This window comes from Rhizobium sp. Root708 (assembly GCF_001429725.1).
Taxonomy (GTDB): domain Bacteria; phylum Pseudomonadota; class Alphaproteobacteria; order Rhizobiales; family Rhizobiaceae; genus Rhizobium.
The window spans coordinates 207928-223411 of sequence record NZ_LMHV01000012.1 but is presented as its reverse complement, the minus strand read 5'-3'; the positions used below and the strand labels follow the sequence as shown (position 1 = coordinate 223411).

Here is a 15484-nt window from a genome sequence, read left to right as displayed (position 1 = left end):
ATGCAGACGAAACGAGAGGCGCAGCACGAAGCGGCTGCGCCGCGCGAAGAGGAAGCCGCCCCGCGCATGGCGACGACGAACGACATCGATTTCTCCAATATCCTCGACACCGACTATCTTCTGAAGATGTGCGACGCGGTCGCCGAGGCGAACAAGACGCGGCCCGACGTCATGCGGTCCGATCTGCTGGCGACCCTCAAGAAGGCCAGCAGCGAAGGTCGACAGAAAGCGCGCGAGCTGCTTTCGGTCGATGGCAGCGGCATCAATTGCGCCCGCCGGATCTCCTGGCTGCAAGACCAGATCATCACCATTCTCTACCAGTTCGCGTGCACGCACGTCTTTCCGAAGCAGAAAGACAAGTTCGCCGTCACCGCCGTCGGCGGCTATGGCCGCGATACACTGGCGCCGGGCTCCGACATCGACCTCCTGTTCCTCTTCCAGCCGAAGCCGGCGGAGGAGACCCATAAGGCGGTCGAATTCATGCTCTACGTCCTGTGGGACATGGGCTTCAAGGTCGGCCATGCGACGCGCACGGTGGAAGAGTGCATCGCGCTTTCGAAGTCGGACATGACGATCCGCACCGCGATCCTTGAGATGCGCTACATCTGCGGTCTGCTGTCGCTGGAAACCCAGCTCGAGACGCGCTTCGATAAGGAAATCGTCACCGGGACTGGTCCCGAATTCATCGCCGCCAAGCTCGCCGAGCGCGACGAGCGCCACCGCAAGGCCGGCGACACCCGCTATCTGGTCGAGCCCAACGTCAAGGAAGGCAAGGGCGGCCTGCGTGACCTGCACACACTCTACTGGATCTCGAAATACTATTATCACGTCCGCGACACGGCTGAGCTCGTACCGCTCGGCGTTCTCTCGAAGCACGAGTATCACCTTTTCCAGAAGGCCGACGATTTCCTCTGGGCGGTCCGTTGCCACATGCATTTCCTGACCGGAAAGGCGGAGGAGCGACTGTCCTTCGACATCCAGCGCGAGATCGCCGAGGCGTTTGGCTATCATTCGCGCCCCGGCCTCTCGGCCGTCGAGCGCTTCATGAAGCACTACTTCCTTGTCGCCAAGGACGTCGGCGATCTGACGCGCATCCTCTGCGCGGCGCTCGAGGACCAACAGGCGAAGTCGACGCCGGGACTATCAGGTGTCCTCAGCCGCTTCACACACCGCAGCCGCAAGATTGCCGGCAGCACCGAGTTCGTCGAAGACCGCGGTCGTATTGCGCTTGCAAGCCCTGATGTCTTCAAGCTCGATCCGATCAGCATCATCCGGCTCTTCCATGTCGCCGATATCAACGGGCTGGAATTCCATCCGGATGCTTTGAAGCGCGTGACCCGCTCGCTCAGCCTGATCGACAACAATCTGCGCGAGAACGACGAGGCAAACCGCCTCTTCATGTCGATCCTGACGTCGAAGCGCGATCCCGCGCTGATCCTGCGCCGCATGAACGAGGCCGGCGTGCTCGGCCGCTTCATCCCGGAGTTCGGCAAGATCGTCGCGATGATGCAGTTCAACATGTACCACCACTATACGGTGGACGAGCATCTGATCCGCACGGTCGAGGTGCTGTCGGAGATCGACAAGGGCAAGGCCGACGACCTGCACCCGCTTGCCAACAAGTTGATGCCCAGCCTCGAGGATCGCGAAGCGCTTTACGTCGCGGTGCTGCTGCACGATGTTGCCAAGGGCCGCCAGGAAGACCACTCGATTGCCGGCGCCCGCGTCGCCCGCAAGCTCTGCGCCCGCTTCGGCCTGTCGCAGAAGCAGACGGAGATGGTCGTCTGGCTGATCCAGGAGCATCTGGTCATGTCGATGGTCGCGCAGACGCGCGATCTGACCGACCGCAAGACGATCACCGACTTTGCCGATGTCGTACAGTCGCTCGACCGGCTGAAGATGCTGCTGATCCTGACGATCTGCGATATCCGTGCGGTCGGTCCGGGCGTTTGGAACGGCTGGAAGGGGCAGCTGCTGCGCACGCTTTACTACGAGACCGAACTGTTGCTTGCCGGCGGGTTCTCGGAAGTGTCACGCAAGGAGCGCGCCAACTTCGCGGCCGAGGCGCTCTACAATGCGCTCTCCGAGTGGAGCCAGAAGGACCGCAAGATCTACAGCAAGCTGCACTACCAGCCGTATCTGCTCTCGGTTCCGCTGGAAGATCAGGTGCGGCACGCCGGCTTCATCCGCCAGGCGGACAAGGCAGGCCAGGCGCTGGCGACGATGGTGCGCACCGACAGCTTCCATGCGATCACCGAGATCACCGTGCTCTCGCCGGACCATCCGCGGCTTCTCGCCGTCATCGCCGGCGCGTGCGCGGCAGCGGGCGCCAACATCGTCGATGCGCAGATCTTCACCACCTCGGATGGCCGCGCGCTTGATACGATCCATGTCAGCCGCGAGTTCAAGGACGATGCCGACGAGTTGCGGCGTGCCGGCACGATTGGTCGGATGATCGAGGACGTGCTTTCCGGCCAAAAGCGGCTGCCCGAAGTGATTGCGACGCGGACCAAGAACCGCAAGAAGAGCAAGGCCTTCGTCATTCCGCCGTCCGTCAACATTTCCAACAGTCTTTCGAACAAGTTCACCGTCATCGAGGTCGAATGCCTCGACCGGACGGGCCTGCTCTCGGAAATCACGGCGGTTCTCTCGGATCTGTCGCTCGACATCCAGTCGGCGCGGATCACCACCTTCGGCGAGAAGGTCATCGACAGCTTCTACGTGACCGACCTCGTCGGCCAGAAGATCTCGGGCGACAGCAAGCGCTCGAACATCACCGCGCGCCTCAAGGCCGTCATGGCCGAGGAGCAGGACGAGCTGCGCGAACGCATGCCCTCCGGCATCATCGCGCAACCGACTCCGGTTCGGGCCGCGCCACAGACAGACAAGAAGGCGGATTCGCCCGCATGAGCCAGAACGCATGAGCCTCGTCAGAAAATTCGCCACCGTCGGCGGCGCCACCCTCGGCAGCCGCATCTTCGGCTTTGCCCGTGAAACGCTGATGGCGGCGGCGCTCGGCACCGGCCCGATGGCCGACGTCTTCTACGCCGCCTTTCGCTTTCCGAACCTTTTCCGCCGGCTCTTTGCCGAAGGCGCGTTCAACGCCGCCTTCGTGCCGCTGTTCGCCAAGGAGATCGAAGCGAACGGCACTGACGGAGCCAAGCGCTTCTCCGAGGAAGTCTTCGGCGTGCTGTTTTCGGTGCTGCTGCTCATCACCATCGTGATGGAGCTCTGCATGCCTTTGCTGGTGCGCTTCGTCATCGCGCCGGGCTTTGCGGATGATGCTGAGAAGTTTTCGATCACCATCCGCATGGCGGCGGTGATGTTCCCCTATCTCATGTGCATGTCTTTGACTGCGATGATGAGCGGGATGCTGAACTCGCTGCATCATTTCTTCGCAGCGGCCATCGCCCCCGTCTTCCTCAACGTGGTGATGATCGGGGCGCTGTTTTACGCGCTCTATACCGGCGCTGAACCACTTCAGACCGCCTGGTATCTCTCCTGGGGCGTGCTCGTCGCGGGCGTCCTGCAGCTCGTAGTGGTCTATATCGGCGTCCTGCATGCCGGCATGAGCATCGGCTTTCGCTTTCCCCGCTTTACGCCGAACGTCAAACGACTGCTGATCCTCGCAGTGCCCGCCGCCGTGACCGGCGGCATCACCCAGATCAACCAGATGATCGGCCAGGCGATCGCCTCCAGCAAGGAAGGCGCGATCGCAGCACTTCAATATGCCGATCGCATCTACCAGCTGCCGCTCGGCGTCGTAGGCGTCGCCGTCGGCGTGGTGCTTTTGCCGGAACTGGCGCGTGCGCTGAAGGGCGGCAACTTGCGCGAAGCCGGAAACCTGCAGAACCGATCGATCGAGTTCGTGCTGTTCCTGACGATCCCCGCCGCCTTTGCGCTCTGGATTCTTTCCAATGAGATCATTCGCGTGCTCTATGAACGCGGCGCCTTCCATCAGGAAAACACCGCTGTCGTCGCTTCCATTCTCGCCATCTATGGCATCGGCCTGCCCGCCTTCGTGCTGATCAAGGCGCTGCAGCCCGGGTTCTATGCGCGCGAAGACACCAAGACCCCGATGCGCTTTTCGGCCGTGGCCGTCGGCGTCAACTGCGCGACGGCGTTGACGCTTTTCCCGTTCCTCGGCGCTCCAGGGATCGCGGTCGCGGAAGCGACCGCAGGCTGGATCAGCACGGTGCTGCTGTTCACGACACTGCTCCGCCGTGGCCACCTCGCATGGGAATGGGCCCTGGCGCGTCGTGCAGCACTGCTCGTCGTGTCCGCCGCCGTCATGGGCGGCGTGATCATGTACCTGCAGCACCGCTGGGCGCCGTGGCTTGCCTCGGGCGCGCACCTGACGACAAAGGTCGGCACACTCGGTCTGCTGATCATCATCGCCATGGCGGTCTATTTCGCGACCGCCTTTCTGATCGGCGGCGCCAATCTCGGCATGATCCGGCGGAACCTGAACCGCAAGCCGGCGAAGGTCGACGGCTAGAGCGCCGTGCGTCCCTAAGGACGCACAGAGGACGCTCTATCTTATTGAATCTACGCATCAGGCTTTCCGAAAATCGATTCCGATTTTCGGGCCGATGCTGTAGCGGTTCGCGCGATCAGCAGTAGGTCCACCGCCGCTTCGGACCGACGTCCACATGGACGATGCCGTTGCAGTAGCGACCGATGCCGCCGATCCCAGGCGCCGACGCCGCGATCGCGATGATCGTGCGCTCCGACACGCCGGGAATCCGGATGTCAGCCGCCGCGCAATGGCGGTGCTGGGAATGCGATCGGCCATGTGATCGGAAGCCGGAGGTCACTATCGGACGCCGACCGGTCTTGTCGGCAATGTAGGACAGAATTCCGCGTAGCTGTGGCGGGAAGCAGTTCGCCTGAACGCTGACGGTCTGCAGAGTATAGGTGAGCGTTTCCCTGTGCTTGAGCGGCGGTATCGCCACTCTCTTGATATTCTGAGCGTCGGCACTGTCGAAACACGACAGACAGAACAGGCCGGCGAGTGCGATGGAAAATGCGGATTGCATTGGTTCCCCTCCCCTCGAAATGCGCCGGACGAACCCGGCGTGACTTTCTGGCGACGGAAAAGCTCTCCCCAAAAATGGCCTTTTTGTGAAATTGTTTACCCTGCGGTATGTGTGAATGCCACAATCTACCGCTAAAATATGATTTAGATATACCTAAAAAGCAGTATATTTTTTCCTTTCACGTAAATGTGCGAAGCATATTCACAACAATGTTCCGGTTCGTTCGAGAGCGCGCATTCACCGTCTTCCGGGGATGCCGAAGTCGCATTTCCGACCGCCGGAGGGGTCGGCGTGCTTGACCAGGGACCGGCTCTTCGCGACAAGTGAAAGCCTGCAGCGGAGCGATCATGCCTCAATCCCTTTTTCTCGTGACTCTCATCGTCGACGACTACGATCGCGCCAAGGATTTCTATTGTGGCGCGCTCGGTTTCGATTGCATCCATGACGATACGCAGTCCCCCGGCAATCGCTGGCTGGTGGTCAGACCTGATGGCGGCGACGGCGCGGCTTTTCTGCTCGCAAAGGCAGATAGCGAGGATCAGAGAGTAGCGATCGGCAACCAGACCGGCGGCCGCGTCGGCTTCTTCCTCAAGACCGACGATTTCGCCCGCGACCATGCTTCGATGCTGGCGAAGGGCGTGCGCTTTCTGGAAGCGCCTCGGCATGAAATCTACGGAACCGTGGCCGTGTTTTCGGATCCTTATGGCAACACCTTCGACCTGATCCAACACGCCGCGGCCTGAACCCCTTGATTGCGGTTTCGCGCGCGTGCATAAGCGCGCCCGTTAGCAACATGGGTTACAAACCCTGGGGCCCTCCACCAGCCTAATCGAGGACATTATGAGCGAATTCAAGAAAGTGGTTTTCTCCGGCGTTCAGCCGACCGGCAACCTCCATCTCGGCAACTATCTGGGCGCGATCCGCAAGTTCGTGGCGCTGCAGGACGGCAACGACTGCATCTACTGCGTCGTCGACATGCACGCACTGACCGCGCAACTCGTCCACGAGGACATGCCGAACCAGATCCGTTCGATCGCCGCCGCCTTCATCGCGTCCGGCATCGACCCGGAAAAGCATATCGTTTTCAACCAGTCGGCCGTGCCGCAGCATGCCGAGCTCGCCTGGATCTTCAATTGCGTCGCGCGCATCGGCTGGATGAACCGCATGACGCAATTCAAGGACAAGGCCGGCAAGGACCGCGAGCAGGCCTCGCTTGGTCTCTACGCCTACCCGAGCCTGATGGCCGCCGACATTCTCGTCTACCGTGGTACGCATGTGCCTGTCGGCGACGATCAGAAGCAGCATCTTGAACTTGCCCGCGACATCGCGATGAAGTTCAACCTCGATTATGCGGAGCATATCCGCAAGACGAGTTACGGCATCGACATCACCGTCGGCAATGAGCCGGTGCATGCCTATTTCCCGATGGTCGAGCCTCTGATCGACGGCCCGGCACCGCGCGTCATGTCGCTGCGCGACGGCACCAAGAAGATGTCGAAGTCGGATCCATCGGATCTGTCGCGCATCAACCTGATGGACGACGAGGATGCGATCTCGAAGAAGATCCGCAAGGCGAAGACCGATCCGGAAGGCTTGCCGAGCGAACTCGACGGCCTCAAGGGGCGCCCGGAAGCCGACAACCTCGTCGGTATCTATGCGGCCCTTGCCGACAGGTCGAAGGCTGACGTGCTTGCGGAATTCGGCGGCCAGCAATTCTCGGTCTTCAAGCCGGCGCTGGTCGATATCGCGGTCAACGTGCTCTCGCCGATTACCGCCGAGATGCGCCGCCTGATGTCCGACACCAGCCATATCGATGCGATCCTGCGCAACGGCGGCGAACGCGCCCGCGCCCGCGCCGAGGTGACGATGAAGGAAGTCCGCGACATCGTCGGCTTTCTCTACTGAGATAAAGTCCGGGCTCTACTGAGGTACAGTCCGGGCGGCGGTTCCGTCGCCCGGACTTGTCGAACCGAAAACGACAGCGTACTCTCCTCAGACCCATGAGGATGGCCCGATGCGCGATCGTAACCTCATTCAGATCGGCACTATGGATGTCCGCATTCTGATCGATGAAGATCAGAGTTCGGAAAGCCTTGTGATGTTCGAGTTCACGGTGCCGCCGCAGGCAAGGGTTCCGGCTGCGCATTTTCATCGCGACGTGGACGAGGTGGTCTACGGCCTGTCGGGAACGATGACGACCACCCTCGACGGAAAGAAGCACGAGATAAGGGCCGGCGAGACGCTTTTCATCCCCCGCGGCTACGTGCACACCCACGAGAACCTCCACAACGAGACCGCGAAAGCGCTGATCACCATGACGCCCGGGCTCATAGGGCGCCGCTACTTCGAGGAAATGGCTTCCGCCATCAACGTCCACGGGAAACCTGACATCGAGCACGTCAAGGAAATCATGCGCCTATACGGGCTGATGCCGGCGTAACCGCGGGCGCGCGAAAACCGCCGCTCGGGGCAAAAACCAGCACTTGCAAAATTTCGGGATCGGGTGTCAGAGTCCCGCCATGGTATCAAAGCGACTCTCACGGCTCGAAGGTCACCGGCGCAAATTCATGGCGGTCATCGATGATACGCCAGAATGCTCCCGTGCGGTTCATTACGCCGGTCGGCGTGCGAAAAATTCCAACGGCGGGCTGGTTCTCGTCTACATCATTCCGGATGGCGACTTTCAGCAATGGCTCGGCGTGGAGGAAATCATGCGCGCCGAGGCCCGTGAGGAAGCCGAGGCCGTGGTCGCGAAATCGGCCCAGCTGGTGCGCGAAACGATCGGCATCGAGCCCGAGATCGTCATTCGCGAGGGAAGCGCCGCCGAGCAGATCAATGCAGTGATCGAGGAAGATCGGGACATCGCGATCCTCGTGCTTGCCGCAAGTTCGGCCAAGGAAGGCCCTGGGCCGCTGGTTTCTTCGGTCGCAGGACGTGGCGCGGCCTTTCCGATCCCGGTGACCGTCCTTCCCGATACGCTGACGGACGAAGAACTCGACGCCTTGGCCTGATATGCTTTCTTGAGTATGAGTCTCTTGAATAGCTCAGCCAATCGGCTTATTTTCTCTTTTGAAGAATTCTAAAGACGGCCCGGGGCTGCTGCCCGCCGCACGGAGAGCGACATGTTTATTCAGACCGAAGCGACGCCCAATCCCGCCACGCAGAAGTTCCTGCCAGGCCGGGTGGTGATGGAAACGGGCACGGCCGAATTCCTTAACGCCGACGAAGCGCAGGCTTCGCCGCTGGCCGCGCGCCTCTTCGAGATTCCTGGCGTTACCGGCGTCTACTTCGGCTACGATTTCATCTCGGTTTCCAAGGACAATGCCGAGTGGCAGCATCTGAAGCCGGCGATCCTCGGCTCGATCATGGAACACTTCATGTCCGGCAAGCCTGTCATGGGCGACGCTTCCGTTCTTTCCGAAGATCTCGATGCGGGCGGTGAGTTCTTTGACGCAGCCGACGAGTCGATCGTGCTCACGATCAAGGAACTGCTGGATACGCGCGTGCGTCCGGCTGTCGCCCAGGATGGTGGGGACATCACCTTCCGTGGCTTCAAGGATGGCAAGGTCTATCTCAACATGAAGGGCTCTTGCGCCGGCTGCCCGTCGTCGACGGCAACGCTGAAGCATGGTGTGCAGAACCTGCTTCGCCACTTCGTTCCGGAAGTCGAGGAAGTCGTCGCCGCCTGACGACGACACTCAAAGTTTCCGTCATTCGTCCTGGCGCAGCATTTGCAAGCGCGGCAGGGTGAATGTATGGAGGCTCAGGAACGTTTTATTCGGAAATTGATGCCATGATCATACTGGCGCTCGACACCGCAGGTGTGGATTGCGCTGCCGCTCTCTATGACAGCGGCAGGAAGGCGATGCTTGGGGAGGCATCGGACATGATCGGCAAGGGGCATGCAGAGCATTTGATGGGGATTATCGACCGCGTGCTGGATCAGGCAGGCGTTGCGCTATCAGCCGTCGATCGCATTGCCGTTACCGTTGGTCCAGGTTCATTTACCGGCATCCGCGTCGGTGTTGCCGCCGCTCGCGGCTTCGCGCTGTCGCTCGGCGTCCCCGCTGTCGGCATAACAACGCTTGCGGTCATGGCCGAGGCGCAGCGGCTGAAAACGCCGGGCCGCGCGGCTCTCGCCGCCATGGATGCGAAGCGCAACGAGATTTATCTGCAGGCATTCGACGCCGAAGGCAACGCGCTTGACGAGGCCCGCGCCCTCTCGATCGAAGAGGCGCTGGAATTCGCTGCCGGATTCGACGGTGAGATCACCGGATCGGCGACCCCGCTGCTGAAACCCGACGCATCCGGCGATCACGCCAACCACTTCCCGATCTCCATCGTGGCGCGCCTAGGTGCTGCCGCCGATCCTTCTTCCGGAAAGCCGAAGCCTCTTTATCTGCGCGGACCCGACGCCAAGCCACAGGCCGGCTTCGCAATCGAACGAGTATGACCATGTTGGAATCCTATCTGACGCTGAAGCCGGAATTCGAAATCATCGCCATGGACAGCGACGATTGCCGCGCCGTCGCCACGCTGCATGGCGAACGCTTCGCCCAGCCCTGGGGCGATGGAGAATTCTACAGCCTGCTCAGCCAGAACAACGTTTTCGGTTTTGTCGCACGCCAGACCAACGCCTTCCTGAAAAAGCCGCTGCCGGGTTTTGTGCTGGCAAGGCAGGCCGCCGGCGAAGCCGAGATCCTGACGATCGCCGTGCAGGCGAAGCTGGCGCGGGCCGGTCTCGGCTGGCGCCTGATGCAGGCGGCCATCCGCGAGGCCCAGGCTCGCGGTGGCGAGAGCATGTTCCTCGAGGTCGACAACGGCAACGCGGCCGCATTGGGGCTCTATCGCAAGCTAAGCTTCGACCAGGTCGGCGAACGCCGTGGATACTACAAGGATGCCAATGGTGCGACCTCCACGGCGCTTGTCATGAAGCGTGTTCTTCGCTAGTTCCCTAACGGCAGTTTGACTATCGGAAGGCGGCTCATGACGGAAGTGGCCAAGACCCTGGAGGAGCTTTGCGCTGAGCGCGGCATGCGAATGACCGAGCAGCGCCGCGTCATTGCGCGCATTCTCGAGGAATCCGCTGACCATCCCGACGTCGAGGAACTCTATCGCCGTTCGGTCAAGGTCGACGCCAAGATCTCGATCTCCACGGTTTATCGCACGGTCAAGCTCTTCGAGGATGCGGGCATCATCGCGCGCCACGACTTCCGCGACGGCCGCTCGCGCTACGAGACCGTTCCGGAAGAACACCACGATCATCTGATCGACCTGAAGTCGGGCATGGTCATCGAATTCCGCTCGCCGGAAATCGAGGCACTGCAGGAACGCATCGCGCGTGAACATGGCTTCCAACTCGTCGATCATCGGCTGGAACTCTACGGCATTCCGCTGAAGAAGGACGAGCACTGAGGTCATGAGCTGCGCAGCCCGGGAGTCTTCTCTTTGATCGCCTGGCTGCGTGTCGCCTTCGCGGGCATCGTCATTCTCCTCGCAAGCATTCTGCTGATGCCGTGGCAATTGCTGGCACTGCGCTACGACTGGAAGATGCGACGTTGGCTGCCCCGCATGTGGCACCGCACGGTCTGCTTCTGTCTCGGCATCCGCATCCACATTCGCGGCAATATGGAGACGCGGCGGCCGCTGATGCTCTGCGCCAATCATTCCTCGTGGATGGACATCATGGTCCTCTCGGCGGTCGCGGACGTCGCATTCATCGCCAAGACCGAGGTGCGGGACTGGCCGATCTTCGGGACGCTGGCGAAGCTGCAAAAAAGCGTCTTCGTTGTGCGCGAAGAGAAGCACAAGACGGGCAACCAGGCGAACGAGATTGCCGGCCGCATGGCCGACGGCGAGATCGTCGTGCTCTTTCCCGAGGGCACGACCTCGGACGGCAACCGCCTGCTCGAGGTGAAGTCCTCCCTGTTTGGCGCAGCCGCCATGGCTGTGCCGGCATCGCCGAGCGGTACGGTCTACGTCCAGCCGGTGGCGGTCGCCTACACGAAGGCGCAGGGCCTGCCGATGGGGCGCTACCACCGTCCGCTTGCCTCTTGGCCTGGCGATGTCGAGATGCTGCCGCACCTGAAGGACATGCTGAGATGCGGTGCCTTCGATGTCGAAGTGCATTTCGGAGAAGCCATTCCCTACCGAGGGGACAGCAAGCGCAAGGAAGTCAGCGCAACCATCGCCCACCGCATCCGCGCGATGCTCGGGGCAGCGCTGCGCGGTCGCGAGGCTGCCTGAGAGAAGATTTCCTTTTCTCGCGCATGAAAAACCACTAAATAGCCGGCCATGACTCAGGACAGCGCCCTTCTTCCGGCCCCGGAGACCGATCTCCGCGATGGCAGCAACAGCCGCAAGGTATTCATCAAGACCTATGGCTGTCAGATGAATGTCTATGACTCGACGCGCATGAGCGATGCGCTCGCGCGTGACGGCTATGAGCAGACAGAGGACATGGCCGAGGCTGACCTCGTCCTGCTGAACACCTGTCATATCCGCGAGAAGGCCGCCGAAAAGGTCTATTCGGCTCTCGGTCGCCTGCGCGACATGAAGAAAGAGCGCAACAAGCAGGGCCGCGAATTCATGATCGGCGTTGCCGGCTGCGTTGCGCAGGCCGAGGGCGAAGAAATTCTACGCCGCGCGCCTGCCGTCGATGTCGTCATCGGGCCGCAGACCTATCACCGCCTGCCGGAAGCGCTGCGCAAGGCGAAGGAAGGGCAGCGGATCGTCGATACCGAATACGCGCTCGAAGACAAGTTCGAGCATCTGCCGATCGCCGAGGCCAAGCAGATCCGCTCGCGCGGCGTGACGTCCTTCCTGACCGTCCAGGAAGGCTGCGACAAATTCTGCACCTTTTGTGTCGTGCCCTATACCCGCGGTTCGGAAGTGTCGCGGCCGGTCAGCCAGATCGTCGAGGAAGCGCAGAAGCTCGTCGAGGGCGGCGTCCGCGAGGTGACCCTGCTCGGCCAGAACGTCAATGCCTGGCACGGCCTCGGCCCGAACGGCGAGGAATGGACGCTTGGCGACCTGCTTTACCGGCTGGCCGAGATTCCCGGACTTGCGCGTCTGCGCTACACGACCAGCCACCCGCGCGACATGGACGACCGCCTGATCGAGGCGCACAGAGACTTGCGCGCGCTGATGCCCTATCTGCACCTGCCGGTTCAGGCCGGTTCCGACCGCATCCTGAAAGCGATGAACCGGCGCCATACGGCAGCCGAATATCTGACCCTGATCGAACGCATTCGTGCCGCCCGCCCCGACATCGCCCTCTCCGGCGATTTCATCGTCGGCTTTCCGGGGGAGACAGACCAGGATTTTGAAGATACACTGCGTCTGGTGGAGAAGGTGCGCTATGCGCAGGCCTTCTCTTTCAAGTACTCGACACGGCCGGGCACGCCCGGTGCGGAGCTGAAGGACCAGGTGCCGGAAGAGATCAAGGCAGAACGGCTCGAACGCCTGCAGGCGCTTCTCTTGAAGCAGCAGCTGGAATTTGCCGAATCCTGTGTCGGAAAGACGATCGAACTGTTGCTTGAAAAGCCCGGTCGCATGCCAGGACAGCTTATAGGCCGTTCTCCGTGGCTTCAATCAGTGAATGTTGATGCAAAAGCATCGCGAATCGGTGACATTATTAATGTGCGAATCACCGGAACCGGAACCAACAGCCTGTTTGCCGAGATTGCAGAGGCCGAGGTCTAACCCAGGGAGCCTGACCGCTTGAACGGACAAGAATTGGTTTCTTCTTCACCGCGCCACCCACGCATAGCGAGCGACGCCAATCACTTTGTCCTGACGTTCGAGAACAATCGGTTCGCCAGTGAGCTTTTCGGTCAATTCGACCAGAATTTGAAGCTGCTCGAAGAGCGTCTCAACATCGACGCCCGAGCGCGTGGCAATTCCGTTGTGATTACGGGTGACATCGTCACCACCAATCAGGCTCGGCGGACGCTGGATTATCTTTACGAGAAGCTTCAGAAAGGTGGCAGCGTGGAAAGATCGGATGTCGAAGGCGCGATCCGCATGGCGGTTGCAGCGGACGATCAGCTGAGCCTGCCAACCTTGGAGCGTAAGGCCAAGCTGACCATGGCGCAGGTTTCCACACGCAAGAAAACCATCATTGCCCGCACGCCGACCCAGGATGCCTATATGCGCGCGCTGGAACGCGCGGAGCTGGTTTTCGGTGTCGGTCCCGCCGGCACCGGCAAGACCTACCTCGCGGTCGCGCACGCGGCCCAGCTGCTGGAACGCGGCGCCGTCGAAAAGATCATCCTTTCGCGACCGGCCGTCGAAGCCGGCGAACGCCTCGGCTTCCTTCCCGGCGACATGAAGGAAAAGGTCGATCCATATCTTCGGCCTCTTTATGACGCGCTCTATGACATGATGCCCGGCGACAAGGTCGAGCGAGCAATCACGGCCGGCGTCATCGAAATCGCCCCGCTCGCCTTCATGCGCGGACGGACGCTCGCAAACGCAGCCGTTATCCTCGACGAAGCGCAGAACTCGACATCGATGCAGATGAAGATGTTCCTGACGCGTCTCGGCGAGAACTCGCGCATGATCGTCACCGGCGATCCGAGCCAGATCGACTTGCCGCGCGGCGTAAAATCCGGACTGGTAGAGGCTCTTCGGCTGCTGAACGACGTGGAGGGCGTCTCGATCGTTCGCTTCCGCGATACGGATGTTGTGCGCCACCCGCTTGTCGGCCGCATCGTAAAGGCTTACGACTCGACCTACATCGCGGAAGCAGAGGACGCCAGCCGGCAGGATTGATGGCCGAACTCGACATACAGATCAGCATCGAGGAAGGCGACTGGCCTTCCGAAGATGCGTTGCATGCATTGGCGGATCGGGTGCTGGAGACGGCGGCCATCTACCTTCGCGAGACGGTCAAGCAGCCCTTTCCAAAAATGGTGCCCGAGGTGTCGCTGGTTTTCACCAATGATGCCTCGATCCAGGACATCAACGCCGAATGGCGCGGCAAGGACAAGCCGACCAACGTGCTGTCCTTTCCTGCCTTCCCGGTGAAGCCGGGCAAGGTGCCGGGGCCCATGTTTGGCGATATCATCATCGCAAAAGAGACCGTGGAGCGGGAGGCGGTCGAGCTCGAGAAGAGCTTCGACGACCACCTCACTCACTTAATGGTGCACGGTTTCTTGCATCTCTTCGGCTACGATCATAATAATGATGCTGAAGCCGAGATAATGGAGGGGCTGGAGACTCGCATTTTGGCGGAACTCGGCCTATCTGACCCATACGAGGGTCAAGACCTTAAAATGGAACCATGAGCGACTTTACGACTAGACCGGCCGCAGAGGCCAAGGACACCGACCAATCCTCCTCCTCATCCGACGAGGGTGGCAGTAGTAGTAGGCAGTCCGGACGATCCCAATCCTTTTGGTCGCGGGCTGCGCGCATCCTGAGACCGCAGCAGGTTTCCCGCCTTCGTGAGGACATCACCGATGCGTTGCTGACCGACGCGGCAGATGGCGATGTGTTTTCGCCCGACGAGCGGGCGATGTTGCACAACATCCTTCGCTTCCGCGAAGTGCGTGTCGCCGATGTCATGGTGCCGCGCGCCGACATCGAAGCGGTCGATCAAAACATCACCATCGGCGAGTTGATGATCCTGTTCGAGGAATCCGGCCGGTCGCGCATGCCTGTTTACGCCGATACGCTCGACGACCCGCGCGGGATGGTTCATATCCGCGACCTGCTGTCCCACATTGCCAAGCAGGCGCGCAACAAGCGCCGCGGCAGCACGAAGGCTGCGAAGCCTGCCGAACCGCTTGTCGACGTTTCTCCCGAACATCTGCAGAAGGCACCCCGCGTCGCCAGACCGAACTTCGATCTTTCGCGCGTGGACCTGCAGAAGACGCTGACCGAGGCCGGTATCATCCGGAAGATCTTGTTCGTTCCGCCTTCCATGCTCGCCGCCGATCTGCTGCGGCGCATGCAGGTGAACCGCACCCAGATGGCGCTTGTCATCGATGAGTACGGCGGTACCGATGGACTGGCGTCGCACGAAGACATCGTCGAGATGGTCGTTGGCGATATCGATGATGAACACGATGACGAAGAAGTGATGTTCAAGCGCATCACCGAAGACGTGTTCGTCGCCGATGCGCGCGTCGAACTCGAGGAGATCGCGGAAGCGATCGGTCCCGACTTCGACATCGCCGAACAGGTTGACGAAGTCGACACGCTGGGCGGCCTCATCTTCTCCGAACTCGGCCGCATTCCCGTGCGCGGCGAGCTTGTCCAGGCCATGCCCGGTTTCGAGTTCCACATTCTCGATGCCGATCCCCGGCGCATCAAGCGCGTGCGGATTACCCGCAAGCGCCAGGCTCTCCGTCGCCGTGTAAAGTCGGATGGCGACGGCATGTCGGGTCCGGAGCATGGCGATGACCGCCAGACCGAGGTTCCGACGGCAAACTGATCGC

The 15484-nt window shown here is 61.1% G+C and carries 16 protein-coding genes; 15 read left to right on the top strand and 1 reads right to left on the bottom strand.

Annotation, left to right across the window (positions count from 1 at the left end):
* Together ASE04_RS11515 and murJ are read left to right on the top strand one after the other, a co-directional pair.
* The gene (locus tag ASE04_RS11515; RefSeq protein ID WP_056816856.1) at positions 1–2910 is read left to right on the top strand and encodes a [protein-PII] uridylyltransferase; all 2910 of its coding nucleotides are present in this window, start codon (positions 1–3) and stop codon (positions 2908–2910) included.
* Positions 2911–2920: 10 nt separating this feature from the next.
* Positions 2921–4498: a murein biosynthesis integral membrane protein MurJ gene (gene murJ / locus ASE04_RS11510; protein WP_056816853.1), complete on the top strand. Its 1578-nt coding sequence runs from the start codon at positions 2921–2923 to the stop codon at positions 4496–4498.
* 115 nt (positions 4499–4613) lie between these two features.
* Here the strand turns inward: murJ and ASE04_RS11505 are convergent, their stop codons facing one another.
* On the bottom strand, positions 4614–5039 hold the full coding sequence (locus ASE04_RS11505; RefSeq protein WP_056816850.1) for a YcbK family protein: 426 nt from the start codon (positions 5037–5039) through the stop codon (positions 4614–4616).
* A gap of 347 nt (positions 5040–5386) precedes the next feature.
* Between ASE04_RS11505 and ASE04_RS11500 the strand changes: the two genes are divergently transcribed.
* From ASE04_RS11500 to ASE04_RS11440, 13 genes are all read left to right on the top strand, one after another.
* On the top strand, positions 5387–5782 hold the full coding sequence (locus ASE04_RS11500) for a VOC family protein (protein WP_056816847.1): 396 nt from the start codon (positions 5387–5389) through the stop codon (positions 5780–5782).
* 97 nt (positions 5783–5879) lie between these two features.
* Positions 5880–6944 (top strand): tryptophan--tRNA ligase, encoded by a 1065-nt coding sequence (gene trpS / locus ASE04_RS11495; protein WP_056816844.1) that lies wholly within the window; start codon positions 5880–5882, stop codon positions 6942–6944.
* Between the two features lie 109 nt (positions 6945–7053).
* The gene (locus ASE04_RS11490; RefSeq protein WP_056816841.1) at positions 7054–7479 is read left to right on the top strand and encodes a cupin domain-containing protein; all 426 of its coding nucleotides are present in this window, start codon (positions 7054–7056) and stop codon (positions 7477–7479) included.
* 79 nt (positions 7480–7558) lie between these two features.
* On the top strand, positions 7559–8050 hold the full coding sequence (locus tag ASE04_RS11485; RefSeq protein ID WP_056816840.1) for a universal stress protein: 492 nt from the start codon (positions 7559–7561) through the stop codon (positions 8048–8050).
* A 111-nt stretch (positions 8051–8161) separates the two neighbouring features.
* Positions 8162–8728: a NifU family protein gene (locus tag ASE04_RS11480; RefSeq protein ID WP_056816837.1), complete on the top strand. Its 567-nt coding sequence runs from the start codon at positions 8162–8164 to the stop codon at positions 8726–8728.
* 104 nt (positions 8729–8832) lie between these two features.
* Positions 8833–9492, top strand: coding sequence for a tRNA (adenosine(37)-N6)-threonylcarbamoyltransferase complex dimerization subunit type 1 TsaB (gene tsaB, locus ASE04_RS11475; RefSeq protein ID WP_056816834.1), 660 nt, complete (start codon positions 8833–8835; stop codon positions 9490–9492).
* On the top strand, positions 9489–9989 hold the full coding sequence (locus tag ASE04_RS11470; RefSeq protein ID WP_200960708.1) for a GNAT family N-acetyltransferase: 501 nt from the start codon (positions 9489–9491) through the stop codon (positions 9987–9989). The genes tsaB and ASE04_RS11470 overlap by 4 nt, the downstream gene beginning before the upstream one ends.
* A 36-nt stretch (positions 9990–10025) precedes the next feature.
* On the top strand, positions 10026–10454 hold the full coding sequence (locus tag ASE04_RS11465; protein ID WP_056816827.1) for a Fur family transcriptional regulator: 429 nt from the start codon (positions 10026–10028) through the stop codon (positions 10452–10454).
* A gap of 33 nt (positions 10455–10487) precedes the next feature.
* Complete coding sequence (locus tag ASE04_RS11460; RefSeq protein WP_056816822.1) at positions 10488–11285, top strand: lysophospholipid acyltransferase family protein; 798 nt, start codon at positions 10488–10490, stop codon at positions 11283–11285.
* Between the two features lie 48 nt (positions 11286–11333).
* On the top strand, positions 11334–12743 hold the full coding sequence (gene miaB, locus ASE04_RS11455) for a tRNA (N6-isopentenyl adenosine(37)-C2)-methylthiotransferase MiaB (RefSeq protein WP_056816819.1): 1410 nt from the start codon (positions 11334–11336) through the stop codon (positions 12741–12743).
* Between the two features lie 18 nt (positions 12744–12761).
* The gene (locus ASE04_RS11450) at positions 12762–13814 is read left to right on the top strand and encodes a PhoH family protein (protein ID WP_056816816.1); all 1053 of its coding nucleotides are present in this window, start codon (positions 12762–12764) and stop codon (positions 13812–13814) included.
* Positions 13814–14329 (top strand): rRNA maturation RNase YbeY, encoded by a 516-nt coding sequence (gene ybeY / locus ASE04_RS11445; RefSeq protein WP_056816813.1) that lies wholly within the window; start codon positions 13814–13816, stop codon positions 14327–14329. The genes ASE04_RS11450 and ybeY overlap by 1 nt, the downstream gene beginning before the upstream one ends.
* On the top strand, positions 14326–15480 hold the full coding sequence (locus tag ASE04_RS11440) for a hemolysin family protein (RefSeq protein WP_056816810.1): 1155 nt from the start codon (positions 14326–14328) through the stop codon (positions 15478–15480). The genes ybeY and ASE04_RS11440 overlap by 4 nt, the downstream gene beginning before the upstream one ends.
* The last annotated feature ends 4 nt before the right edge of the window (positions 15481–15484 follow it).